At 35.3% G+C, this 23,610-nt stretch carries 17 protein-coding genes; 7 read left to right on the top strand and 10 right to left on the bottom strand.

Going from position 1 to position 23,610, the window contains the following annotated elements:
• The first annotated feature begins 17 nt into the window (after nucleotides 1-17).
• The gene (locus MYP_RS00590) at nucleotides 18-785 is read left to right on the top strand and encodes a HepT-like ribonuclease domain-containing protein (RefSeq protein WP_045457064.1); all 768 of its coding nucleotides are present in this window, start codon (nucleotides 18-20) and stop codon (nucleotides 783-785) included.
• An 84-nt stretch (nucleotides 786-869) separates the two neighbouring features.
• Here MYP_RS00590 and MYP_RS00585 read toward each other — a convergent pair whose 3' ends face one another.
• The 3 genes from MYP_RS00585 to MYP_RS00575 form a co-directional block, all read right to left on the bottom strand.
• Complete coding sequence (locus tag MYP_RS00585; protein ID WP_045457061.1) at nucleotides 870-1,205, bottom strand: hypothetical protein; 336 nt, start codon at nucleotides 1,203-1,205, stop codon at nucleotides 870-872.
• A gap of 111 nt (nucleotides 1,206-1,316) precedes the next feature.
• Nucleotides 1,317-2,174 (bottom strand): sigma-70 family RNA polymerase sigma factor, encoded by an 858-nt coding sequence (locus MYP_RS00580; RefSeq protein ID WP_045457057.1) that lies wholly within the window; start codon nucleotides 2,172-2,174, stop codon nucleotides 1,317-1,319.
• 342 nt (nucleotides 2,175-2,516) lie between these two features.
• On the bottom strand, nucleotides 2,517-2,993 hold the full coding sequence (locus MYP_RS00575; RefSeq protein WP_045457054.1) for a YbhB/YbcL family Raf kinase inhibitor-like protein: 477 nt from the start codon (nucleotides 2,991-2,993) through the stop codon (nucleotides 2,517-2,519).
• Nucleotides 2,994-3,122: 129 nt separating this feature from the next.
• On the opposite strand from MYP_RS00575, the gene MYP_RS00570 reads away from it, so the two are divergent.
• Nucleotides 3,123-3,494, top strand: a complete 372-nt coding sequence (locus MYP_RS00570) for a hypothetical protein (protein ID WP_045457051.1) — start codon at nucleotides 3,123-3,125, stop codon at nucleotides 3,492-3,494.
• 102 nt (nucleotides 3,495-3,596) lie between these two features.
• Here MYP_RS00570 and MYP_RS00565 read toward each other — a convergent pair whose 3' ends face one another.
• A complete protein-coding gene (locus MYP_RS00565) occupies nucleotides 3,597-4,913 on the bottom strand; it encodes an alkaline phosphatase D family protein (protein WP_045457048.1) in 1,317 nt (438 codons plus the stop codon).
• A gap of 125 nt (nucleotides 4,914-5,038) precedes the next feature.
• Between MYP_RS00565 and MYP_RS00560 the strand changes: the two genes are divergently transcribed.
• From MYP_RS00560 to MYP_RS00540, 5 genes are all read left to right on the top strand, one after another.
• A complete protein-coding gene (locus tag MYP_RS00560; RefSeq protein WP_045457045.1) occupies nucleotides 5,039-5,293 on the top strand; it encodes a hypothetical protein in 255 nt (84 codons plus the stop codon).
• A 246-nt stretch (nucleotides 5,294-5,539) separates the two neighbouring features.
• Nucleotides 5,540-7,279, top strand: coding sequence for a DNA polymerase III subunit gamma/tau (locus MYP_RS00555; protein ID WP_045457042.1), 1,740 nt, complete (start codon nucleotides 5,540-5,542; stop codon nucleotides 7,277-7,279).
• Between the two features lie 111 nt (nucleotides 7,280-7,390).
• Nucleotides 7,391-10,342: a M16 family metallopeptidase gene (locus MYP_RS00550; protein WP_052429843.1), complete on the top strand. Its 2,952-nt coding sequence runs from the start codon at nucleotides 7,391-7,393 to the stop codon at nucleotides 10,340-10,342.
• A gap of 258 nt (nucleotides 10,343-10,600) precedes the next feature.
• On the top strand, nucleotides 10,601-11,269 hold the full coding sequence (locus tag MYP_RS00545; RefSeq protein ID WP_045457039.1) for a hypothetical protein: 669 nt from the start codon (nucleotides 10,601-10,603) through the stop codon (nucleotides 11,267-11,269).
• A 260-nt stretch (nucleotides 11,270-11,529) separates the two neighbouring features.
• Nucleotides 11,530-12,762: an isocitrate dehydrogenase (NADP(+)) gene (locus MYP_RS00540; RefSeq protein WP_045457035.1), complete on the top strand. Its 1,233-nt coding sequence runs from the start codon at nucleotides 11,530-11,532 to the stop codon at nucleotides 12,760-12,762.
• A gap of 135 nt (nucleotides 12,763-12,897) precedes the next feature.
• On the opposite strand, the gene MYP_RS00535 is transcribed toward MYP_RS00540, so the two are convergent.
• The 6 genes from MYP_RS00535 to MYP_RS00510 all read right to left on the bottom strand — a co-directional run bounded on the left by MYP_RS00535 (nucleotide 12,898) and on the right by MYP_RS00510 (nucleotide 23,601).
• A complete protein-coding gene (locus MYP_RS00535; RefSeq protein ID WP_231569984.1) occupies nucleotides 12,898-13,302 on the bottom strand; it encodes a response regulator in 405 nt (134 codons plus the stop codon).
• 23 nt (nucleotides 13,303-13,325) lie between these two features.
• Nucleotides 13,326-16,055 carry a PAS domain-containing protein gene (locus MYP_RS24615; protein WP_052429842.1) on the bottom strand — a complete coding sequence of 910 codons (2,730 nt, stop codon included), beginning with the start codon at nucleotides 16,053-16,055 and terminating at the stop codon, nucleotides 13,326-13,328.
• Nucleotides 16,056-16,080: 25 nt separating this feature from the next.
• Complete coding sequence (locus tag MYP_RS24610; protein ID WP_052429841.1) at nucleotides 16,081-19,815, bottom strand: PAS domain S-box protein; 3,735 nt, start codon at nucleotides 19,813-19,815, stop codon at nucleotides 16,081-16,083.
• Between the two features lie 63 nt (nucleotides 19,816-19,878).
• The gene (locus MYP_RS00520; protein WP_081990360.1) at nucleotides 19,879-21,726 is read right to left on the bottom strand and encodes a LysM peptidoglycan-binding domain-containing protein; all 1,848 of its coding nucleotides are present in this window, start codon (nucleotides 21,724-21,726) and stop codon (nucleotides 19,879-19,881) included.
• Nucleotides 21,723-22,364 carry an O-methyltransferase gene (locus MYP_RS00515; RefSeq protein ID WP_045457029.1) on the bottom strand — a complete coding sequence of 214 codons (642 nt, stop codon included), beginning with the start codon at nucleotides 22,362-22,364 and terminating at the stop codon, nucleotides 21,723-21,725. Before MYP_RS00515 ends, MYP_RS00520 begins: the two co-directional genes overlap by 4 nt.
• 4 nt (nucleotides 22,365-22,368) lie before the next feature.
• Nucleotides 22,369-23,601 carry a M16 family metallopeptidase gene (locus MYP_RS00510; RefSeq protein WP_045457025.1) on the bottom strand — a complete coding sequence of 411 codons (1,233 nt, stop codon included), beginning with the start codon at nucleotides 23,599-23,601 and terminating at the stop codon, nucleotides 22,369-22,371.
• Between the last annotated feature and the right edge of the window lie 9 nt (nucleotides 23,602-23,610).

Raw genomic sequence — 23,610 nt, 5'->3', positions numbered from 1 at the left:
TAGAAAAGTAATGGATTATGGCAATGGTAAGTGAAGATAGAATCAGGCTTCTGGATATGGCCGATTCCATAAGAGAAATACAAAGTTATATCGGAAGAGATGATTTCTCGGAGTTTAGTATTTCAGATAATGAAAGACAAGCAGTAATTGAACAACTTGTTATGATTGGTGGAGCCTCTGCAATGCTGAGTGATGAGTTCAGAGATAAATATGGAGAGATCGATTGGGATATGCTGAAAGGCTTGCAATATGCGAATTTTGACGAAACCCTTGAGCTTGATTTGCATCCTCTATGGAGAATTGCTCAGGAAGATCTTCCGGATATTATGAACCAGATTCTGGATCTTGCAGCTGTAGTTGAAGGCGACAAAGATCTAGCGGACGTTACCCTTAATGAAGAAGATTTAAAGGATAATCAATCCATCCAGGAGGAAATTACATCCCGAATAAACGTTGACAAAAATGTGCGCTTGGAAGATGAAAGCTTTAATCCTCCGCTTGAAATGGATATGGTTGTGAAGAAAGTCCGCCCAAGAAAAATCGGAAGCAACAGAGATTCTCTGAAAATGCCTAAACACATGAAGAAAAAAGAAGCTAAAAAATTCTCAAGTGAAACACCTTCTTTTGAACACCATGAAGAAGAGCATTTACCCTTCGGAGCAGGAATCGCAGATGAAGAAATCAGGAAGAATGTTGAATCAATTCATAAAGGCACAAAAGGAACAATTGATGACAATGAAATTGAAAATACAGATCTCAAAGGTTTTGACAGATCTGATGATTAAAAAAACTAATAATGATGAGGTTAAATACTAAAAAAAGATACTCTTCGCAGGCATCTTTTTTTAGTATTAACTCATTAATATATTCTACAATCTTTGCTTCAATACAAACTGGTGTTCCGCATGACTGTCTATTGTTAACTTCCAAGGTTTCATCTCCTTACAAAGCTTTCCGTTAAACAGACAAGGAATATCTGTCTGCTCAATTTCTGTTAAATGTTTTTTGATCTTGAAAAAACCTACCGATTTCCCTATTACCGTTTCCTGATTTGGGTATAAAATCATCACATTCGTTTCCTTACTATCCTTATCACACTGTCCTTCAGAAATCAGAACGACAGCACTTTCGTCTTCCAAATAATCCACTATCCACTTTTTCATGGATTCAATTTTCTCTGAACAGACGTTGTATGTTTCATTCATGACTACTTCCTTTATTAAAAAAACCCATATTCATGAATTTTGTTAACCACCTAGCTATAAACACATTAAACAACTTAAAAATAACTTTTTAGGGAGATTTGCAAAAATCATCTAAAAATATGCTGTCAACAATTCCGGTTTTACCCCCGATCTAAGCTTGCGTAATGCACATTCCTTTAACTGTCGCACTCTCTCTTTGGTAAGCCCCATAGATGCTGCGATGTCTTCCAATGATTCGCTGTATTCCCTGCCAAGTCCAAAAAATCTAAGTATAACTTCCCTTTCCCTTTCTGAAAGTTTTTTTAAAATACGATCTATATCTTTTCTTACAGAATCAAACATCAGATCCTGATCAGGATTAGATGAATTTGAATGCTTCAGGATATCTAACATACAACCTTCTCCATCATCGAACTCAGCTTGAAGTGATGTTGGTTTATCTCCTATTGGATTTAAATCCACCACTTCCTGAGGTTTGCAGTCAACATGTTCAGCAACTTCCTCAGGTGTTGGTTCACGCTCAAATTTTTGCTCAAATGCTGAACTGAATTGCTTAATTTTAGAGCGTTCCATAATCTTGTGCAATGGTAACCTTACAAATCTTCCATTTTTGGATAAAGCATCCAGAATAGATTGTCTGATCCACCATACTGCATATGAAATAAACTTAAACCCTTTTGTTTCATCGAACTTCTGAGCAGCTTTAATAAGGCCAATATTACCTTCATTGATCAAATCATTAAGAGGTATATCTCCATAGTGGTATTGTTTCGCTACAGATATAACGAAACGAAGATTGGCTTTTACTAATCTTTCCAAAGCGGCCTCATCTCCTTCTCTTACTTTCTTTGCAAGAATTGCTTCTTCATCCGGTGTCAGAAGTTCTGCTTTTGACACTTCGTTGAAATACTTCTCTACCGTAGAACTGTCTCTGTTTGTTAAAGATTGTGTAATTTTAAGCTGTCTCATCGCGCCTATAAAATAAAATTTTACCCTCAGCACCCTGCTGAAAAAGTATTTGAAAATTCTCTTCTTAAATTGGGTTAAATATCATACAGAGATCTTTTCATAAAAGTTCAAAAACAGGAACAGGAACAGTGAATAGTAACAGCGAATAGCGAATAGTTACCATGAAGCATTAAGTAATTTTAAATTGAATAAAAAGCGAAAGAATAAGCTAAACTAAAGAGTGATAGTTAAATCAGAATAAGAGATGTATGAGTAACTGTCCGTTTACCCCGCGTCTGAAAATAACTTGTGTATCCTGATTTTCAAATGTTTTTTTTATCCTTTCTATTTCTATAAATTGTTTTACTGTTTGCTGTTTCTGTTCACTGCTCCTGCCTTTGTCTTTTGCCGTTCATAGGTTCCAATAAGAGTTGCTTCCTCTATCACATGCCCTTTAATATAATTTAAAAGCATTCTCCTATCTGACTCTTCAGGAATGGCAGGTTTGTTATCCAATGCAAATAAACGGAAGATATAATGATGTTCTCCCGCAGGCGGACATGGCCCTTCATAGCCAAGAGTGCCTCCGGAAGATATTCCTTCGATCCCGTCAGGCTCTGAATTCTTTGAAATTCCTTTACAATCAGCTGACATATTAAAGACAACCCAATGAGCCCATATTTTTGTCGGGGCATCCGGATCTTCAAACAACAAAACCAGACTTTGGGCATTTTCTGGAACATCCAAAAACTGTAACTCGGGATTGATACTTGCTCCCTCACACGTATACTCAAGAGGAATCCTCTCTCCGTTTCTAAAAGCCGGACTAATAATTTGCATATTCTCCAATGTTTTTACCTTATATCATTTAACATTTTACACATATACTCACGTTCGGGAATTCATGGAAAAAAATCCACAAACTATCCTATGAATACCATTGTTATGCTGTAAAATAAATAGATTGATATGAACAGATTAATTCTTCTGGAAAACAGCAAGACAAGCTTTGGCAGCTTGCACAGAGAACTTGAAGAGAGAGGTTTTCTGGAATTTCGTGTATACAATTTAATGAAAGATTTTATCAATGAATCATTTCAGAAAAAAGAAGATCTGTATCTTGTCGTAATTGATTCACTTGTTGCGGACTTTTCTATGCAAACATTACAGCATTTGAAAGAAAAATTTCCAGATGATTACTTGCTACTCGTTCATAATATTGATGATAGGCAACAGCAAAAAATAGCTGAACGCGTAGGGGTAAACAATTCTATCATCAAAAGTTCCAACACAGCTGATCAAATAAAGAAAATTTTTACATCATTAGGACAAAAAGTCTAGTTTAGAGCTATAATAATTTAAAAAAACATTCCAGCTCTTCTTTAGCATAATACCCTTTTATTTGCTATATAATGATGAAGGAATGGTTATTTTTCTCTTACCTTAATAAATCTCAGATTTATAAATTTTCCTTTCCCACAATGGTTTTCCGCTATTTGAATAACTAATCATATTAACAAATCGTTTTTCTCCCTCACCACCAATAGTAATTATACTGAAGTTCCTTTCAGCAGTCAAAGAGCCCTCGATTCTCAATTTATTATGTCCCATCTCCCTCTTCGCTATGCTGGAGGTAAGAGGAGAACTTGTCAGCTCATATAAGGGATAATTATTTTCCCTGGGCATCATTGTAACTTCAGAAAAATGTCTGTCACCTGTCAGGAGTATTACCCCTCCTACTCCGCTTTTATCCAGCTCACTTAAAAAGTACTTCCATTCCTTTTTATATCTCGAGTAATTTTCAAATACCTTATCAGGATTCAGCATCTGGCCTCCCATGGCGATGAACTTAAATGATGCTTTACTTCCTTTAAGTTCCTTAATGAGCCATTCTATCTGCTCCTTTCCCAGCAGCTGTTTATTTGCTCTTGCACTCTTTGCAGGGGCCCTGAATGTCCTGTCATCAAGAAGAAAAAAGTCTGCATCATTCCACGAGAATATATTTGCAATACTATTATTCCTATTGAACCTTGTTAAATCATTATTGCACCAGAATAAATTAAACATCTCATTGCTTATGGCTTTGTTCTTAAAAGAGCTGTCCGCGTCATTGGGTCCAAAATCATGGTCATCCCAGATGGCATAGTGATGAGAAGTTCTTAATAGTTTTTGCAAGTAAGGATTACCTCTTGAGAATGTATATCTATGCAACATTCCTTGTTTACTTGCAATATCAGTATTTTCGAAGTATACATTATCGCCTAACCAAAGCATAAAGTCTGGTTTAAGGTCCGCAATAGAATTATAAATATTATAAATACCTCTATATTCTTCACTTTCAGTATCAGGTTCTTTTGTATATGCACAACTCCCAGTTGCAAAAGAGAACTCCTCACTAACTGCAGAATCAAACTGTGTTCTAAAGTATAAGGGTTCCTCTAACTCCTGTCTTATATTATTTATATATACCTCATACTGATATCTTTCTCCAGATTTAAGATTTCGAATGTCAAAATGAAAAGTATTTCCACTTTCTTTATCGGATACTATTTCGGGACTCAACAGGTAACCTGCAGTGTTTTTAGATATCCAATATTTGAGATATGCAGTTGCCGGCTCTTTGGTCTGAAGCCAGATTAACACATGGTTTTTTCCTGAAAAGCCCGGCATAGGTCCGGAATGCAAAAGTCCGTTCTGAGCAAAAACCATTGATGAAAGAGATAGTAATAATATAAAAAGATTAGCAATAAAAGCTTTCATTAGTAAGTATTTTAGAATTGAAAATTTAAAAAATATTTGTTACTGATATGTTAAATATTAAACCTTTTTTGATAAAAGGTGTTTTTGAATTAAAATCATCACAAACAGAATAACCCACTAAAGATATGAACAGATCAATTAGCATTGTGCCGGCTGGCTCTTGCTGGGAAGCAAAAGAAGCCATTTCTGACAGAGTTATTTTCAGAAGCCCAACTAAAAGGGATATAGTACTCAGAACTTTTGAATTTGCCAGAAAAGAGCAAAAATGCAAGGTGACTATTCTTAATCATTGTGGTCATGTGGAAGAAGAAAGATTATTTGATGAAAATCCTGAAAAAAAACTGCAAGACTTTTTAAAATATTATCAAACTAACCTTTAATAAATTACCAGCAGACTGTTGTCCGAAAGGGCAACAGTTTTAATTTTTATAGATTTTCAAAATCAACTTCCTTACCACAACTTTAAAAGCACTTTTATCTTTTTGCTTTCAGCCTTTCGCATTAAGCTTTTAACATTCAGCCTTATAAGCTGTTTTAAAATTAAAAATCGAAATTTTCCGCATAAAGTATCCAATTTAGGCGTTCCTTCCGTTTAAAAAATACCAGAAATTATATAAATTGCGAGGATGGAAAATTTTGTTGTTTCGGCAAGGAAATACCGTCCGACTACTTTTGAAACAGTTGTCGGTCAGTCTCATATAACTACAACGCTAAAAAATGCCATTAAAAATAAGCATTTAGCACAGGCATTTCTCTTTTGTGGACCAAGAGGAGTCGGTAAGACTACTAATGCCCGTATTTTAGCCAAAACAATCAATTGCGAAAACATTACCTCTGAAATTGAAGCATGTAATGAATGTGAATCATGCAAAAGCTTTAATAACAATGCGTCATTTAACGTACACGAGCTCGATGCCGCTTCTAACAACTCTGTTGATGATATCAGAAACCTTGTAGACCAGGTAAGATACCCACCTCAGTACGGAAAATATAAAATCTATATCATAGACGAGGTTCACATGCTCTCCAATGCGGCTTTCAATGCATTTCTTAAGACACTGGAAGAACCTCCGAAATATGCTATCTTTATCCTTGCAACGACTGAAAAGCACAAGATTATACCAACCATTCTTTCACGTTGTCAGATATTTGATTTTAGCAGAATCTCCGTAAAAGATATTGCATCCCATCTTGAAAGAATAGCTGAGAAAGAATCTATTAAAGCCGAAACCCAGGCATTACACCTGATTGCTCAAAAGGCAGATGGAGCTCTGAGAGATGCGCTTTCTCTGTTTGACCTGATCGTTACCTTCTCTTCCGATAACACAGTAACATACAAGTGTACAATAGACAATCTTCATATTCTTGATTATGATTATTATTTCAAGATGACAGACTTACTGAATCGTCAGGATGTATCAGGCGCATTGCTTGTATATGATGAAATTCTGAGAGATGGGTTCGACGGCCATAACTTTATTATCGGACTAGGTGAGCATTTGCGTAACTTACTTGTATGCAAAGACGCTGCAACACTCAAACTTCTTGAAGTATCAGATGAGGTGAAACAGAAATATGGTTCTCAGGCAGAAGCAACATCTATTTCATTTCTTATGTCATGCCTGAATATTATCAGCGGATGTGATCTTCAATTCAAAAACAGCAAAAACCCGAGACTTCTGATAGAATTGGCGCTTATGAAGATGGCCTTTCTAAATCAGGCTATAAATCTTGGTGCTGAACTCCGGGCAATGCCTGAGGAGTTAAAAAAAAAAGCTGATACAGTAAATAATACTGGATCCGGGGCGCCTGCAGAGGCGCTTTCCGAATCCAAAACCAATATCGGTCCAGCAGCTCCCAAACCCGCCGCTGCTGAAAAATCAGAGCTTAAATCAACGATTAAGCTTCCCAGTCTGAAAGATCTCCAAAAAGGAGCCGACACTAAAGTACCTGAAAAGAAAACCGAAACAGTATCAGCATCAGATCTGATCACTGTAAATAAGCCCATTGACCCGAAAGAACTCATGAAATACTGGCAGGAATATGCCATGATGCTGAGAAATGAAGGAAAAATGAACGAATACTTTATTATTGACAGAGCATATGATTTGGTGGATGGTAATATTATCAAAATCAAACTTGATAATTTCATCCAGCAAGATCAAATAAATGAAATGAGAGCTTCTCTGCTTGATTTTCTGAGAAGCAAGATTAGCAATAAAACCCTCCAGCTTGAAGCTGAACTCTCCTCTCAGGATGAAGTAAAGTTAATTTACACTCCAAAAGAGAAGCTAAACTACCTTACCCAGAAATATCCCATCATTGATGAATTAAGAAAAAGATTCGGTCTTGAATCTGAATTCTAATCAAGCTATCATTTTTATTTTTTAAATTTCGCTGGAAATAACTTTTAGAACCACTAAGGGGTTTCCCTAGTTAATATCAATAATTTTCAAACCATAGTTCATATTAGTCAAATGATCAGGAGAATTTTCCTTTTATTCCTATTCCCGTTATGGGTATTGGGACAACCTTCTAAGTATGTTACAGAAAGACATTCTTCGGGTGAATATACTTTTGAAACAGTTACAAATGATCCACTGAAAACCAGGATATATACTCTGAAAAACGGATTGAAAGTGTATATGACAGTATACAAAGATGCTCCAAGAATTCAGACATACATCGCTGTAAGAGCAGGAAGCAAAAATGATCCTGCAACCAATACCGGTCTCGCACATTATCTGGAACATATACTTTTCAAAGGCACTTCAAAGATCGGAACAAAGGACTGGGCTAAAGAAGAACCTTTACTAAAGGAAATAGAAAACCTTTATGAAGCATACAGGACAACCAGGGATGAGAATCAAAGAACAAGGCTATACCAAAAAATAGACTCCACTTCTCTACTTGCAGCTAATTTCAGTATTCCCAATGAATATGATAAGATGTTAAGTAACATTGGAGCTACTGGAACTAATGCTTATACATTTCTCGAACAGACTGTTTATGTAAACGATATTCCTTCTAACAGCCTGGAAAGGTGGGCTGAAATTGAAAGTGAACGTTTCAGCATCGTCGTTCCTCGACTGTTCCATACTGAACTTGAAGCTGTTTATGAAGAAAAAAACAGAGGGCTGGATAACGACAGGAGAAAAGTATATGAGGCTATGATGGCAGGACTTTTCCAAAAACATCAATACGGAACCCAGACGACTATAGGAACAGTAGAGCATCTGAAAAATCCTTCTATAACAGAAATAAAAAGGTATTTTGAAAGATATTATGTGCCTAATAACATGGCAATATGCATGAGCGGTGATTTCGATCCTGAAAAAGCGATCAGAATCATTGATAAAAGCTTTAGTAAGCTAAAGGAAAAAGCAGTTTCTCCATTTGTCCCTCCTACAGAAAGCCCGATTAAGAGTCCTGAAAAAATTAATGTTTACGGACCTGATGCAGAAAACCTTACTATGGCTTTCAGATTCAACGGCATAAAAGGACAAGAAGTTAAACAGAACTTTATTCCTGATTTTTATTATTTAAAACTAATAAGCCTGCTCCTTACCAATGGACAGGCAGGTCTGATAGATTTAAACCTTAATCAGCGGCAAAAAGTACTTTCGGCTTTTGCTTATGACATGGCATTAAATGATTATTCTATCTTTGTAATGGGAGGAAGACCGAAACAAGGTCAGTCTCTGGAAGATCTTAAGATATTATTACTCGCCCAATTAGATTCATTAAAGAAAGGAAAATTTGAAGAATGGTTAATTAAAGCCTCTATCAATGATATCAAGATGTCTCAGATGAAGTCTTATGAAAGTAATAAAGCCAGAGCTGATGCATTTGTAGAGAGCTTTATTACAGGAGAACCATGGAAGAGAAGTGTGGAAGAAACCGACATCCTTTCATCTATTACCAAAGAACAAATCATAGAATTTGTAAAGCAAAGATTTGATTCAAATTATGTGGCTGTTTATAAATTTACAGGTACTGATACCACTATCAAAAAAGTACCAAAGCCTCAAATATCCCCCGTACCTGTAAACAGAGAAGATCACTCTCCTTTCTTTGAATTTGTAATGAATCAGCCCAGTGATAGCATTAAGCCTGTCTGGATAGATTTCAATAAAGAATTATTACAATTCCAAACTAAGACTAAACTACCTGTTACATATAAAAAGAACACCGAAAATGACATATTTACGCTTAGCTATGTATGGGATATCGGAAGAGAACACTCCCCAAAATATGGACTTGCTGTCAGTTACCTTGATTATTTGGGAGTAAAAGGTTTATCAAGCGAAGAACTGAAAAAAGAGTTTTATAAAATAGGATGTTCCTATTCTTTCTCTATGTCTGCAGATGCTATGTATTTCACGCTTACAGGACTGCAGGAAAATTTTAGCCAGGGACTAAAGCTTTTTGAAAAAATACTTAAGACCCCGCAGGAAGATCCTGGTGCTTATAAAGATCTTGTAGAAAGGTCACTAAAAGCGAGAAAAGACAATAAGCTTAACAAAGACATCATATTTCGTTCAGGTCTTGTAAGCTATGCCAAGTATGGTCCTCATTCTCCATTTACTTCAATCCTTTCAGAAGAACAACTCCGTTCCATGAATCCGTCTGAACTCACTGACATCATAAAAAGTCTGAATTCTATAAAACATCGTGTTCTATATTATGGACCAACTGATGCTACCAAACTCAATAAAAGTCTAACCTCTATTCATAAGTGCGGTACTACATTAGAAGCTCCCCCAGCTCCTGAAAAATTCACACTCAAGGATATAAACGAAAACGAGGTACTATGGGCTAATTATGAAATGGTGCAAGGTGAAGTTATTTTCTTATCAAAGTCAATTACCTATGATAAAACCATACTTCCGCGGGTAGCTTTGTTTAATGAATATTTTGGTGGCAGTATGAGCTCTATCGTATTCCAGGAATTAAGAGAATCAAGAGCTTTAGCTTATGCAGTAAAATCAAGATATGAAAATGCATGGAGAAAAGATGATCCCAATTATATATCATCTTATATTGGAACTCAGGCAGACAAGATTAAAGAAGCAATTGACGGAATGCTGGAGCTTTATGAAGACATGCCTCAATCAGAAGTGTTGTTTAAAAATGCAGTGACTTCAATCATAGAAAATGTGAATACACAGAGGATTACCAAATTCTCCGTTATATCAGAATATGAAAGACTGAAAAAACTGGGGATCAATTATGATATCAGAAAAGAAGTTTACGAAAAGATAAAAACGCTGTCACTTTCTGATCTTAAAGATTTCCATGACAAGTATTACAGAAACCAAAAGAAAGCCTATGTTATCATCGGATCTAAGGACAGAATTGATTTTGAAAAGCTTTCAAAATACGGCAAAGTAAGAGAGCTGAAACTGGAAGAGTTATTTGGGTATTAATTCATTAATTCATTAACTTTTTTAAAAAGACTAAAAGAGGCTGCTTAGAAATAAGCGCCTCTTTTTTGTTATATCCCCTGTCTTTCTTAGCATTTTTTTATTATCTTCATATAACAAACTTTTTTTATAAGATGAAATATAAAATTTTACTATGTGCATTATTATGCACTTCACTTTTTTCATGTAAAAAAGATAAAGACAATCCGGCACCTTCAGCAGAATCCATATGCTATGTAAAGTCTGTTTCATACAGTGAAGATGATCAAACAGCTTTATTTAACTCAGATAAGATCAAAGGATGGTCAGATTGCAGAATTTACCTATTCTGATGACAGCGATTTAAGCAGCAGTCAGATAAAATATGCAAAAGCAGTTCTCTCTGACAAATATATCATAGGAAGTTTATTTGATAAAAATAAAAACCCGTTTGGTATTAACGATACCATCTGGATTAACGAAAAAAAACTTCCGTTCAAAGCAGTAGAGCATCATACTTTTGATAATGGAACGATGATTATTGACAGGACTGATTACTATTATGAAAACGATTTACTTACCAAAACCATCACTCAAAGAAACGACAATGACGAGCCATCAGAAAGAGTGAAATTATTTACCTATATCAATGGCAACTGCAACCTAACCAGGGAATTTGAGAATAAAGAAGGAGTTGAAGTTCCGGATACAACATATGTAGAATTTGAATATTACCTTGACAAACCTGCCCAGAAAGAATTAATGTATGAATTCGGTAATCCAGGAAAATATCTGGTAAAAAGTGTAGTCGAGACCCTTAAAGGTCGATTCCAATATAAACATTCCGTTAATTACACCTATGAGACTAATACGGACGGGCTTGTAACCAAACAAACCGTTGAGCGAGATGGTGAACTTTACTTCATTAAATACGACTATACATGCCAATAACTATTTCATTTTAAAAGAGAAAACCTGATCACCAATGGTCAGGTTTTTTCTTTTAACCATAGTTCTCTTATAACACTGTCATCAGCGTTATTCCCCACAATATCCTGACGAAGTCTGTATTTCTACTCTATTCCTGCACGTTCTCAGCCAAAAATCTTGTCTCTTGACTCTTACCTGCTATATTTGCACCGCAATATTAAGGCAGGATTCCTGCAAAGAACTATTATTCAACTTAAAATAACCATTTAATTTTTGCAAAAATGAACAAAATTAAAGTTGCAAATCCAGTAGTGGAACTTGATGGAGATGAAATGACCAGAATTATCTGGAAATTTATCAAAGATAAACTTATCACTCCTTACATTGATGTTGATATTAAGTACTACGACCTTGGTATCGAGCACCGTGATGCGACCAACGATCAGGTAACTGTTGATGCTGCAGAGGCTATAAAAAAATATCAGGTTGGTATCAAATGCGCGACCATCACTCCTGATGAGGCTCGTGTAAAAGAGTTCAACCTTAAGCAAATGTGGAAATCTCCTAACGGAACAATCAGAAATATCCTTGATGGTACCGTTTTCCGTGAGCCAATTGTAACCAACAACGTTCCAAGACTTGTTCCAAACTGGACTGCTCCTATCTGTATCGGTCGTCATGCTTTCGGTGATCAGTATCGTGCTACTGATACTGTAATCAAAGGAAAAGGTAAATTAACTCTGACTTTCACTCCTGAAGATGGTGGAGCTGCTCAGACATTTGAAGTATATAACTTTAAAGGTGATGGCGTTGCTCTTGCAATGTACAATACAGATGAGTCTATCAGAGGTTTTGCACAATCTTGCTTTAACCTTGCGCTTCAGAAAAAATGGCCTCTTTATTTCTCAACTAAAAATACCATTCTTAAGAAATACGACGGTCGTTTCAAAGATATTTTCGAAGAGACTTACGAGAAAGAATTTAAAGCTAAATTCGAAGCTGCAGGTTTAACTTATGAGCACCGTTTGATCGATGATATGGTTGCTTCTGCACTTAAAATGAATGGTAAATTTGTATGGGCTTGTAAAAACTATGATGGAGACGTTCAGTCAGATATCGTAGCTCAGGGATTCGGTTCTTTAGGTCTTATGACTTCTGTACTTATTACTCCGGATGGAAAAGTACTTGAAGCAGAAGCTGCTCACGGAACAGTAACTCGTCACTACAGAGAGCATCAGAAAGGCAGACCAACTTCTACAAACCCAATAGCTTCTATCTTCGCTTGGACAAGAGGCCTTGCCTTCAGAGGAAAATTAGATAACAACCAAGAGCTAATCAAATTTTGCGAAGCTTTGGAGCAAGTTTGCGTTGAAACAGTAGAAAGCGGCAAAATGACAAAAGATCTTGCTGTATCTGTTTACGGAAGCAATGTTAAACATGGAGAACATTTCCTTTACACAGAGGAATTCCTTTCTGCAATCGATACCAATCTTAAAGCTAAGCTTTCTAAATAATATTATATTTACTAAAAATAAAATACAAAGGGGCTGCCACTAAGCAGCCCCTTTTTTTATGTATGTTTTTAAGAAAAAAAGAAGAAATAAAAAAGCCTCTGACGAGAGGCTTTTACAATAAACTTTCTTAGAATATTACAATATCGTTTTTAAATCATCCAGAGCTTCTTCAGAGAGCGGCTTGGTGATAAAGTTGATCACATACTCATTATCAACGATTCTATCGATATCCCTCTTACTGTCAGAACTCGAAAGAATAACTATTTTACATTTATCTTTAACCGGATCAGGGAAGTTTTCATATTCAAAAAGGAATACAAAACCATCAACTATCGGCATGTTAATATCAAGAAAAATCAGATCAGGCAAGGCATCCAGGTTAGACTTGTTGGATTCCAAAAATTCCAATGCACTCTTACCTGAATTTTTAACAATTATATTTTTTGCAAATCCGGTTAGCTCGATTACTCTTTTATGGATAAAATTATCTGTATCATTATCATCTACCAGCATTACAGAATTTACCTGTACCTCTTTCATAAAATCTAAATATACTTTTACTTTTAGTTTATATCATTTACCAGATTGGGGATAACAACTTTAAATGAGCTTCCTTCATCAAGCTCTGAAGATACGTTAATAGATCCTCCGAGTTTTTTCACCGCATTCTTTACAATATACAATCCCAATCCGGAACCATACGAATTTTCTGAAGCTCTGTAAAACATATCAAAAATTTTGTTGATATGAAGGGGATCTATCCCGCTCCCATTGTCTTCCACAACTATCTCTGCCTTCTCGTAGTCCGTCTTAATTGAAATGTTAATATAGGGAATATTATTTTCAAATCTATGGTATTTTATAGCGTTTGAAATTAAATTGTTTACAATGGTACTTAAGCGTGTAAGATCTGAGTAGAAATTTACATTTATATTAACACTCTTATTTATTCTGATCTTTTCAGCATGTTCCATGTACTTAAGGTTGTTGAGAGACTCTTCCAATACAACGCTGAAATCTATAATATTTGCTTCAATATCAAGTCTGGTATTACGTGAAAAAGTGGTGAGGTCTTTAATAAATGTATCAAGGCTATTTACGCTTTTACTCATCATATCCAGATACATATGCTGAGTAGAATCTTTGCTTTCAAGTTTAGCCAGCTTTATTAGCCCCATCACTGATCTCAATGGAGCCTTCAGGTCATGTGAGGCTTTATAAACAAAGCTATCCAGCTCAAAATTTGTATTTATTAATTCATTTTCAGTATTCTTTCTCTTGGTAATATCATGACAGTTCAGAACTATACCTTGAATTACCGGATCACTAAGTAAATTAACCGCTACTATTTCAACAATCTTAGAAGATCCGTTAAGCGTAAGAATCTTAAGCTCTTCTACTGTTTGGTTCTGGCCTGGACAAGCAATGGTATCTGATAAGAATTTAGAAATCTTGTCTATTCCTTCGTGATCAAAAAGCTCAAAGATAGTTTTACCTACAAGACTAATGTAGGTGTGCCCCAGTATACGAGCCACAGAAACACTCACATAAGATATTTTAAAATCCTCATTAAGGATCATAATAATATCTGATGAGTTCTCTATTAACGCTCTGAACTTTTTTTCATTATCCTGAAGAATTTTTTCAAGCTTCTTTCTTGCTGTAATATCTCTTATAATTCCTTGCAATAATCCGTCATCAAGTCTGGTAGCACTAAGCTCTACTGTAAATTCTGAATTGTCTTTTCTTTTGCATACAAGTTCTGTTATGACAGGCTCATTATTGAACAACGCAAAAATGAGTTCTTCTTTTACGCTTTTCAGATCTACCAGGCTTCGAACATTCAGTTTTTTAAACTCCTGATCTGTATAGCCAAACATCTCACAGGCTTTGGCATTAACGCTTAGAATATTACCGAATTTATCAGTAAGATAAATACCGTCTGAAGCCTGCTCCATGAGCATCTTATACTTACTTTCGCTTTCTCTTATAACCTTTTCCGCTTCTTTAAGCTCCGTAATATCTATGGAAATACTAAGTACTCCTGGCTTTGTAGCATCTTCAAAATAAAAAGGAATTTTGATTGTCTGATATGTATAATTTCTATCAAAAAAAGTCAGAGATTCTTCAGGAATAAATTTTTCTCTAGCATTCTCTATTACCTCTCTGTCATCTTTAAGCAGTTCCACAGATAATACAGGATCTATAAAATCACTGTCTTTTTTACCTACCATTTCTTCAGGAACTACCTCATATCTGTCAGCCACCGTTTTGTTGACAATAACAAACCTTCCTTCATTATCCTTCAGGAATATCGGGTGTGGCACCAAATCTATAATCTGATTGAGGATTTTACGACTTTCTTCTATCGTCTTTTTGTCTTTTACCCTTTCTGTGATATCCGAAATTCTTACCAGCCAATAAGCTTTAGAGCCAACCTGGATTTCAGTAATAGCTTCACTTCCCCAGAAAGCTTGTCCATGCACTGTTTTAAACTCAAGCTCCTGAACAAGAAAACGGCTTTTATCAACCTTCTTTTTTAAATTATTCCATGCTCCTGTGCTGTTGGGATACTTCAGAAGAAAATTAAGGTTATTGCCTATCAGATCTCTTCTGTCCTGAATCTTAAAGATTGAAATAGCCCTTTCATTACAATTCAAAATAATAGAACTTGAAGGATCCGCTATTAACATAGCATCAGGTGATTCATTGAAAATGGTATTCAACAGATTTTCCCGAATTTCTAAGCGCTTTTCAATTTCAAACCTGCTACTAAAAAAAGTGACAATAGCAATGCAAAAAATTCCAATCAGGCTTGTTTTAACAAATATATCCAGATAAGAATCCAGATACAGAAAAGCGGATATAAAGAAAGCAATAAAGATACATGCCAGATAAATCTTAAGGTGAAGACGGTTCTGAAAAGCCAGACAGATGATTACTATCAGTAATATAAATTCTAACAGGTAATTAGTCGCAAAATCATTCCTCCTGATAAGAAAAAGTATATATATGGAATAAGAAAAAATAACCGAGTAATTCAGGTATGCCATCCTATCCCTGTATTTCCAGATAAAAGATAACACCAGAATGAGAATTAACCCTGATGAAAGCACAAGCCGTATAGAAAGCGGATCAAATGCCTCTGGATTTTCCTTTACAAATAAATACCTGAGCAGTAAAGTAAAAGCTGTTGTTAGGAATAAAATAATCCTGTAAACAGAAATATCCGATTTCCTGCTTTTTATATTTCGTTCATCTTTTGCAGTTAATATCAGATCTGCAATTTCCATCCTATTCTACAAACTTAAAATAATACTAATAATAATTATTATTTTCCAAATTAGGAAGATTTAGGCGGAATGTTGTGCCTTTTCCAAATTGGGAAAAAACTTCAATTTTCCCATTTAACTTTTCAACGACCTGTTTGGTAATATAAAGACCTAATCCTGAGCCATAAGAATCTTGAGATGCTCTAAAAAACATATTAAATACTTTATTCAAATATTCTTCTCGAATACCTCTTCCATTATCTGTGATTGATATCTCGGCTCTATCCGGAAAGGTTGTTACTGATAATTCAACAAAAGGTTTAACACTCTTATGATTTTGATACTTAATTGCATTACTTAACAGATTTTGAAAAATAATAGTGATTCTTCTTGAATCTGAATAAAAAGGAACATTTGTCATAAAATTTTTCCTCATTTCTATCTCCTCTGCCTTTTCCATATATTTCAGATTATCAATACAATCTGCTATTGTAGCGTTAAAGTCTATTTTTTCAATTTCAATTTCCGTCCTGCTGTTTCGGGAAAAATCTGTTAAATCGGAAATAAAGTAATCCAGTTTATCTATGCTTTTTTCAACCAATTTAAGATAATAATTTCTTTGATCTTCATTCTCCTCTAATTTCACAAGAGAAATAAGACCTAATACTGACCGAAGCGGAGCTCTGAGATCATGAGATGCTCTGTAAACGAAGCTATCCAGTTCAAAATTGGCCTGAATAATCTCATTTTCAGTTTTTTTTCTTTGAGTAATATCTCTTGCAAATACGCTGGCACCACTTATCTCTTCCTTATCTGAATAAATCGGGTTAAAATTGATTTCAAAGGATAGAAAATCATCAGGGATCTGTAATTCAACCGCAAATCGTTCTCCTTTCAATGCTCTTGTATGCTGTTCTTTCCAATAATCTCTGACTTGTGAAGGAAAGATATCTGTTAATTTATCCCCAACCCTTGCCTCATAATGAAAATATTTTCTTGCAAATGCCTGAAAAGCATTGTTCATTGTTGTGAAATGATATTGTGTATTGATTGACCAGACAATATCGTTTGTATTCTCTATCAGTGCCGTAAGCCTTGCCTGGTTTTCTCTTAAAGCATCTTCAGCTCTTTTCCTATTAGTTATAACAGTAATATTCAGAAGCACATTCAAGGGCTTTCCTCCCGGATCCCTTTCTATTATTACATGACGATTGTTTACCCATTCATAATAACCATTTTTATGCTTCAGCCTGTACTCAATGGAAGCACTGTCCACTCCTTTGGATTTTAAATATTTATTCCAATGCCTTGCAACCTTATTTACATCATCCTGATGGACTATTTTTTCCCAGGCATCTGAATAAATAAGGTCAGTCGAGGGAAATCCCAGAATTTTATCTCTGTTAAAATATTTAATCTTTCTTTCTTCAAGATTTATAATGTAAATGATATCCGGAGAATTTTCTGCAAGGCTCCTGAATTTTCCCTCACTTGACAGCAATGCAGAAATATTCCTGTCTCTTTCAAATTCAGCAAGCAGACGTAATGAAAGTAGATTTAATATTATTTCAAGAAAGGCGTGATTTAAAAATTTCCCTTTTCTCAATAATAAAATAACTCCAATTGAATTACCTGAATTGCCTGTTAGAGGTAAGGCACAAAGGTTTCGAATGCCCTTGTTATAGATTTCCGGAAATTCTTTTAATTCCTCTTCATAATGAAAAAATGAGGTTTCGCTGAATACTCTTGACCAGAAAGGATTCTTTTGATCATTTGAAACTGTGAACTCATCAAACTGTGAACTCCATTGTCCTTTAATTAAAATTCTTCCGTCTTCTTCTTTCTCAATGAAAAGTATATGATCAGCAGCAAAATGCTTTCCTAAATGTTCTGCAAGTGAAGCATAAAATGCGTTGGAGTTATTATCATCAATTCCTTTAGAAACTTCTAGTAATGACTTTTCCGCAATTATCCTTTCCGAATCATCATTTAATATTCCGATTAAATTTGTTAATAACCCCTCTTTGTTAAAAACGGGAGAAATTGATAATTCTTTATAAAATAAGGTTCCGTCTTTCTTATAGCTTTTTACAACTGTTTTAACAGGTATTGTATTGTTTTTAACCTCTGCTATTCTTTTCAGATCTTTCAGATTTGGCTCAGGTCCCAGCAGAAATTCGCTGTTCTTACCCACTACTTCATGAATCGGGTATCCTGTAATTGTCTCAATAGCTCTATTTGCATAGATAACAGGATTATAGTCCTGCAAAAAATCTGTAATGATAACACCGTTTTTACTATTGTCTATGGCCCTCTCTAATAGCAGTAAATATTCCTCTCTGCTCTTTGATTCTGAAATATCCCGCATATTCACTACAATTCCCTGGACATAGGGGTCTCCAGTCAAATTATTGAAGATGCAATCTACATATACTGTTTTACCGCTCTCTGAAACAAAGCGGTGCTCTATAGAAACCTGAAGTTTATTCTGTAAAATATTTTCAAACTTGTTATTAAAGCTTTCTTTCTCTTCAGAATGAACAAATGACACATACTTTTTACCACTCAGTTCCTCTGCATTCATCTGAATGATCCTGTTGCTGGAAGAACTTGAGTACTTTATAGTACCAGAATCATCCAGAACCATTATAAGATCTGAAGAATTAAGAAATAAAGAACGAAAGCGTGCTTCTTTTTCTTCAAGAACAGCCTGAGTTCTTTTTCTTTCTGTAATGTCTGTAATTTTGATACAGACTCCCACCACTATTTCATTTTCAAAAACTGGAAAATAATCTACTTCTATCCAGCTTAGTTCCTTCCTGGCTAAAGAAAGTTTATATTCCTTTACCAACGATAATCCTTTTTTTACCTCTTCAAAAAAAGAGACCGAAAAAAACGATAGCCCTTTCTTTTCAAGGCCTGAGAGAGGTGTACCTAGTACAATTTTAGTAGTGAATAAATCTGCTATCCATTCAAAAGCTTTGGTATTAGCAGTTACTATTTTAGCATGAAGGTCGAAAAGAAATATAAACTGATTACTATTTTCAAAAATTGCATTAAGACTTGCAGCTGAAGACCTATAAGCTTTTCCTGCATTTGTTCTTTCAGTGGCATCTTCAAATACAGCGAGATGAATACCTGGGAGAAAGTCTGCTACTCCTCTGAACTGTATATATCTGATTTCCTCTTGGCTGATTTTATATTTATAAAAACCATCAATGAATTTATTCTTCATAAATCCATTCCAGTAGCTGTTTTGATCTTCTACAGGCTGGTGAGGGAAGAGATCTTTGATATTACTATTCCTAATTGTTTCTATAGATAAATTATAGATTCTTGCTGCTGCAGGATTTGCTTCGAGAATGATACCATTATTACCTATTAAAAAAATTCCTTCCAAAACTGAATCAAAGAGTTTGGCAAAATCCCCTTTTAGGAAGCCGCCCTGTTTTTCATTCAACCAGAAGTGTAGTATCTGATCATCACTGGATTTGTCATAATTGAGTTCACACTCATAAAACTTTCCTTCTTTCCCAAATGGTGCTAGAAGCACTCGGGATGGACTGTCCGGCAAAGCATTAGAAGGAATTGAATTTAGATCCTGAGAAAAAATTTCAAGAAAACTGTCTTCCTTGCGCGCAAGGTACTTTTCACCTAACAGATCTTTTGCCTTTCTGTTAAGGTAGAGTACTGAAAAAGTCCTGTCTGTAATAACTAATGGAACAGGAGCAGATTCAAGGATTGAGTTTAAACCTTTTTTATCTAGATTTTTGATATTCAAGCTTCTTTAATCTTAAATCTAGATAATTTGTAGTAAACCTTCTGTTGAAGTTAAGCCAAAATATTACTTAACCTTCAAAATTTTCAGTTCTTCACCAATTGAAACCGCATTATCATTTTTACTATTCCACTCCTGAATTTCCTTTACCGAAACACTATATTTTCTTGAAATACTGTAAAGCGTTTCTCCTTTCTCTACTTTATGAATGAAAAAATTACCTGATCCAGAACCTTTAATTTCTGTGCTTCCTGTTTTGCGAGTAGTATTGATCTCTCTGATTTTTAACTGATATCCTGGTTTCAAGCCACCTTCCAGGTAATTAAAATATTTAAGAGAATCAACAGTAGTTGAATACATTTTTGAGATACCGTATAAAGTCTGACCTGTTTCCACAATGTGAATCTGATAATTTTTCTCAATATCCGGATCGGTTGTCCTGATATAGCTGTCCATAAATATAGACTCATCTTTTGGTTCAGCCGCCTTATTTTTAACCTCTGGCTTTGCTTCTACAACCTTTGCCTCCGGCTTTTCTTCAGTTTTTAGATCTTTGATGACCTCATTATTCTCAACCGGAGTCTTTACTGTCTCAGGAATCTTATCAATAATGACAGGCTTAATTTCAATTGGCGTATCCTTTGGACGTCTTTTCTTCAGCCATAATACTCGTCCAGGTTTAAGAGCCTTTTCAGACAGCTTCATCCTGTTTTTCCTCTTAATATCATTAACTCTAATTCCGTATTGATCGGAAACGTCTTGGAGGGTTTCTCCGGGCTTTACTGTATGAAACATTACAATAGCTCTGCTTCTTTTAGGTTCCAGATAATAGATCTTACCTGGCTTCACTTTATCGAAAGTATTAAGATCATTATAAGCTAAAAGCTGAGTTGTTGTAATTCCCCCCTGATAGGCCAGCTTAGCGAATGAATCTCCTTCTTTTGCTTTAATTACCTTTAATCCATTTATCTCTGACAAAATAGGAATTTCACCCACAGGAATATCGGGTACAATTTCCTGTTTCCTTCTGAATAAATGCCATCCCCCTTTTCTCTCTGAATTAACCACTTTTTCAGATTCATTCTGACTTGCCATCACTATCTGCTGATCTGCTTTTGAAAGCAAGACAACTACATATGTTTTATCATTAGGAATCTTTCTGCTCAATACCCATTTGTTATAGCTCAACACATCTTCTTTTGCTACACGGGTTTCATCAGCTATTTCTTCAAGAGATTTATGATGACAATTTGTATATTCTACAAGTTTAAAATTTGGCTTGGGATTTTTACCTACTTTGTCCTGGTAAGCTATTTTATGTGCCAGAAACTTGATAACATACCAATGCATTCCGCCATCAATTTCCATCTTCTTACTACCAACATATTTTTTTTCAACATGTGGCTGAACTCCACCAAGACCAAGGTTGTAGGACAATAGAGCGTAGATCCAGTTGTTCAAAGTTGCATTGTTTCTCTTAAGATATTTTGCGGCACCTCTGGAAGCAGAGACTATATTCATTCGCTCATCGATATCATGATCCACACGCAGTCCGACTTCAATGGCACTTTCCTTCTTAAACTGCCAATATCCTACAGCCTTTGAAGAAGAGACAGCATCAGGAACAAGGCTGCTTTCCTGGATAGCCAGGTATTTAAACTCATCCGGGAAATCCTCTTCTCTAAATACTTTTTCTACAAGTGGAAAGTATAAATCTGCTTTTTCAACTTTTAAATCTAAATATTTTGGGTTACGATAGAGCGCATCTACTTCTGCTTGTATAGTCTTTCTGGCTTTATCCGTAAACCTCAGCTCCATATCGACAAAATATATTTTTTCCGGTACTTCCGGGATCTGGCCAAGTACAAGCTGATGAATGAATAATAACCAAACAAACAATCCTTTTCTCATCATTTTTTTCTTATCAGTAAAAGCCCGTCTCTGACAGGTAACATCACATTTTCAACCCTTTCATCATTCTGAACCATGTCATTAAAATCCATAAGTGCTTTGGTATCTTTATCCATCCTGGGAATATCTTTAAATACCTTACCGCTCCAAAGCACGTTATCAGCAAGTATATATCCCCCTTGCTTAACTTTGTCAAACACCAGATCATAATATTTCTGATAATTGATTTTATCCGCATCTATGAACACAAGATCAAATTGCATATCCAGCTCTGGAATTATATCAAGAGCATTTCCTATTTTTTGTTCAATCTGCTTTCCCTTATCTGACTTTTCAATAAAGCTACGTGCAAAAGACTCTATTTCTTCATTAACATCAATTGTAATGAGTTTTCCTTCAGGAGGTAACCCTTCAGCTAGGCAAATAGCAGAATACCCCGTAAAAGTACCTATTTCAAGCACAATTTGAGGTTTAATCATATGAGAAATCATTGAAAGAAATCTTCCCTGTATATGCCCGGAAACCATTCTCGGCATTAAAATCTTGGCATGTGTTTCCCTGTCAAGTCTCTTTAGCAGGTCTGACTCAGGAGTAGAATGTTGTTCTACATATTGTTCCAGATCTTTTGATATGAATTCCATTATTTTATTCAGGAAGGTAAGTGAGGTAACTAAACTGATCTTCATCAAAGATTTCTTCCGCAATCTCCTGCAACTCCAGTGCAGAAGTTTTTCGGATCTTTTTGAATATCTCATTCAGGTCTTCAATCTGACCAAGGTCAAGTAAGCTCTTTCCCATCATTTGCATGAAGGAAATATTACTTTCTTCTGCCATCGCTAATTGTCCTATAAGTTGTTCCTTGCAGGTATGCAATTGAAGACTTCCAAGAGGATTGTCTTTGAGTTTCCGCAGTTCTTTTTTAACGAGGTTAAGACTTTTTTCAACCTGCTTCTTTTCAGTACCGAAATATATTGAAAGGTTACCCGTGTCTACAAATGAATTATAATTGGCTTCCACATTGTATACAAGACCATGTTTTTCTCTCAGAGACATATTTAACCTTGAGTTCATGCTCGGCCCTCCCAGTAGATTTATCAGCATAAAAAATGGTAATCTCTTTTCATCTTTTATGGAATATGCTTTATTGCCCAATATACAATGCGCTTGTTGAATTTTCTTATTAACCACAAGGATTCTGGGCTTATAAGCATTAAATGGACTCCTTTTTTTCTTAACTGCTCTAAGTGGAATTTCTGAAAAATACTTTTCTGCAAGTTTCTTTACTTTACTCACAGGAATATTGCCGACAGAAGAAAATATGATTTTTCTGGTATCAAGATTTTCTTTTAGAAAATCAATAAAATGTTTTTTCTGAAATGATTTAACCGTATTATTTTTTCCCAGAATGGTGTGGGCTAAAGAATGCTTGCCATAAATGAGCTCTTCAAAATCTTCATGCACGGACTCTTCTGGAGAATCTTCATACATTGACATTTCTTCAAGTATAACAGTTTTTTCTTTTTCTATTTCTTTCTCAGGAAATGTAGAATTAAAAGTTATGTCAGCCAGCAGATCTACTGCTTTTTCATAATGGTCATCAAGGATTGAGGCATAAAAGCAGATTTTTTCTTTTGTAGTATATGCATTCAACTCGCCTCCGAATACCTCAAGTCTGTTGATGATATGAAAAGATTTACGTTTTTGTGTGCCCTTGAAAGCCATATGCTCCCAAAAGTGGGCAATGCCATGTTCCTCCGGATGCTCGTCCCTGCTGCCAACATCCAGTACAAATCCGCAATGGGCTATTTTAGTATGGGATACAAATCTATGAACAACCCTGAGCCCATTGCTCAGGGTAAAAATTTCATAATCTTTCATTAAACAAAT

This window comes from Sporocytophaga myxococcoides (assembly GCF_000775915.1).
Lineage (GTDB): Bacteria > Bacteroidota > Bacteroidia > Cytophagales > Cytophagaceae > Sporocytophaga > Sporocytophaga myxococcoides_A.
This window is presented reverse-complemented; position numbering and strand designations above follow the sequence as displayed.

Excerpts from the sequence above, each read along its gene's own strand:
- MYP_RS00590 (WP_045457064.1), top strand. The coding sequence starts at position 18 with ATGGCAATGGTAAGTGAAGATAGAATCAGGCTTCTGGATATGGCCGAT.
- MYP_RS00585 (WP_045457061.1), bottom strand. The coding sequence starts at position 1,205 with ATGAATGAAACATACAACGTCTGTTCAGAGAAAATTGAATCCATGAAA.
- MYP_RS00580 (WP_045457057.1), bottom strand. The coding sequence starts at position 2,174 with ATGAGACAGCTTAAAATTACACAATCTTTAACAAACAGAGACAGTTCT.
- MYP_RS00575 (WP_045457054.1), bottom strand. The coding sequence starts at position 2,993 with ATGCAAATTATTAGTCCGGCTTTTAGAAACGGAGAGAGGATTCCTCTT.
- MYP_RS00570 (WP_045457051.1), top strand. The coding sequence starts at position 3,123 with ATGAACAGATTAATTCTTCTGGAAAACAGCAAGACAAGCTTTGGCAGC.
- MYP_RS00565 (WP_045457048.1), bottom strand. The coding sequence starts at position 4,913 with ATGAAAGCTTTTATTGCTAATCTTTTTATATTATTACTATCTCTTTCA.
- MYP_RS00560 (WP_045457045.1), top strand. The coding sequence starts at position 5,039 with ATGAACAGATCAATTAGCATTGTGCCGGCTGGCTCTTGCTGGGAAGCA.
- MYP_RS00555 (WP_045457042.1), top strand. The coding sequence starts at position 5,540 with ATGGAAAATTTTGTTGTTTCGGCAAGGAAATACCGTCCGACTACTTTT.
- MYP_RS00550 (WP_052429843.1), top strand. The coding sequence starts at position 7,391 with ATGATCAGGAGAATTTTCCTTTTATTCCTATTCCCGTTATGGGTATTG.
- MYP_RS00545 (WP_045457039.1), top strand. The coding sequence starts at position 10,601 with ATGATCAAACAGCTTTATTTAACTCAGATAAGATCAAAGGATGGTCAG.
- MYP_RS00540 (WP_045457035.1), top strand. The coding sequence starts at position 11,530 with ATGAACAAAATTAAAGTTGCAAATCCAGTAGTGGAACTTGATGGAGAT.
- MYP_RS00535 (WP_231569984.1), bottom strand. The coding sequence starts at position 13,302 with ATGAAAGAGGTACAGGTAAATTCTGTAATGCTGGTAGATGATAATGAT.
- MYP_RS24615 (WP_052429842.1), bottom strand. The coding sequence starts at position 16,055 with ATGGAAATTGCAGATCTGATATTAACTGCAAAAGATGAACGAAATATA.
- MYP_RS00520 (WP_081990360.1), bottom strand. The coding sequence starts at position 21,726 with ATGATGAGAAAAGGATTGTTTGTTTGGTTATTATTCATTCATCAGCTT.
- MYP_RS00515 (WP_045457029.1), bottom strand. The coding sequence starts at position 22,364 with ATGGAATTCATATCAAAAGATCTGGAACAATATGTAGAACAACATTCT.
- MYP_RS00510 (WP_045457025.1), bottom strand. The coding sequence starts at position 23,601 with ATGAAAGATTATGAAATTTTTACCCTGAGCAATGGGCTCAGGGTTGTT.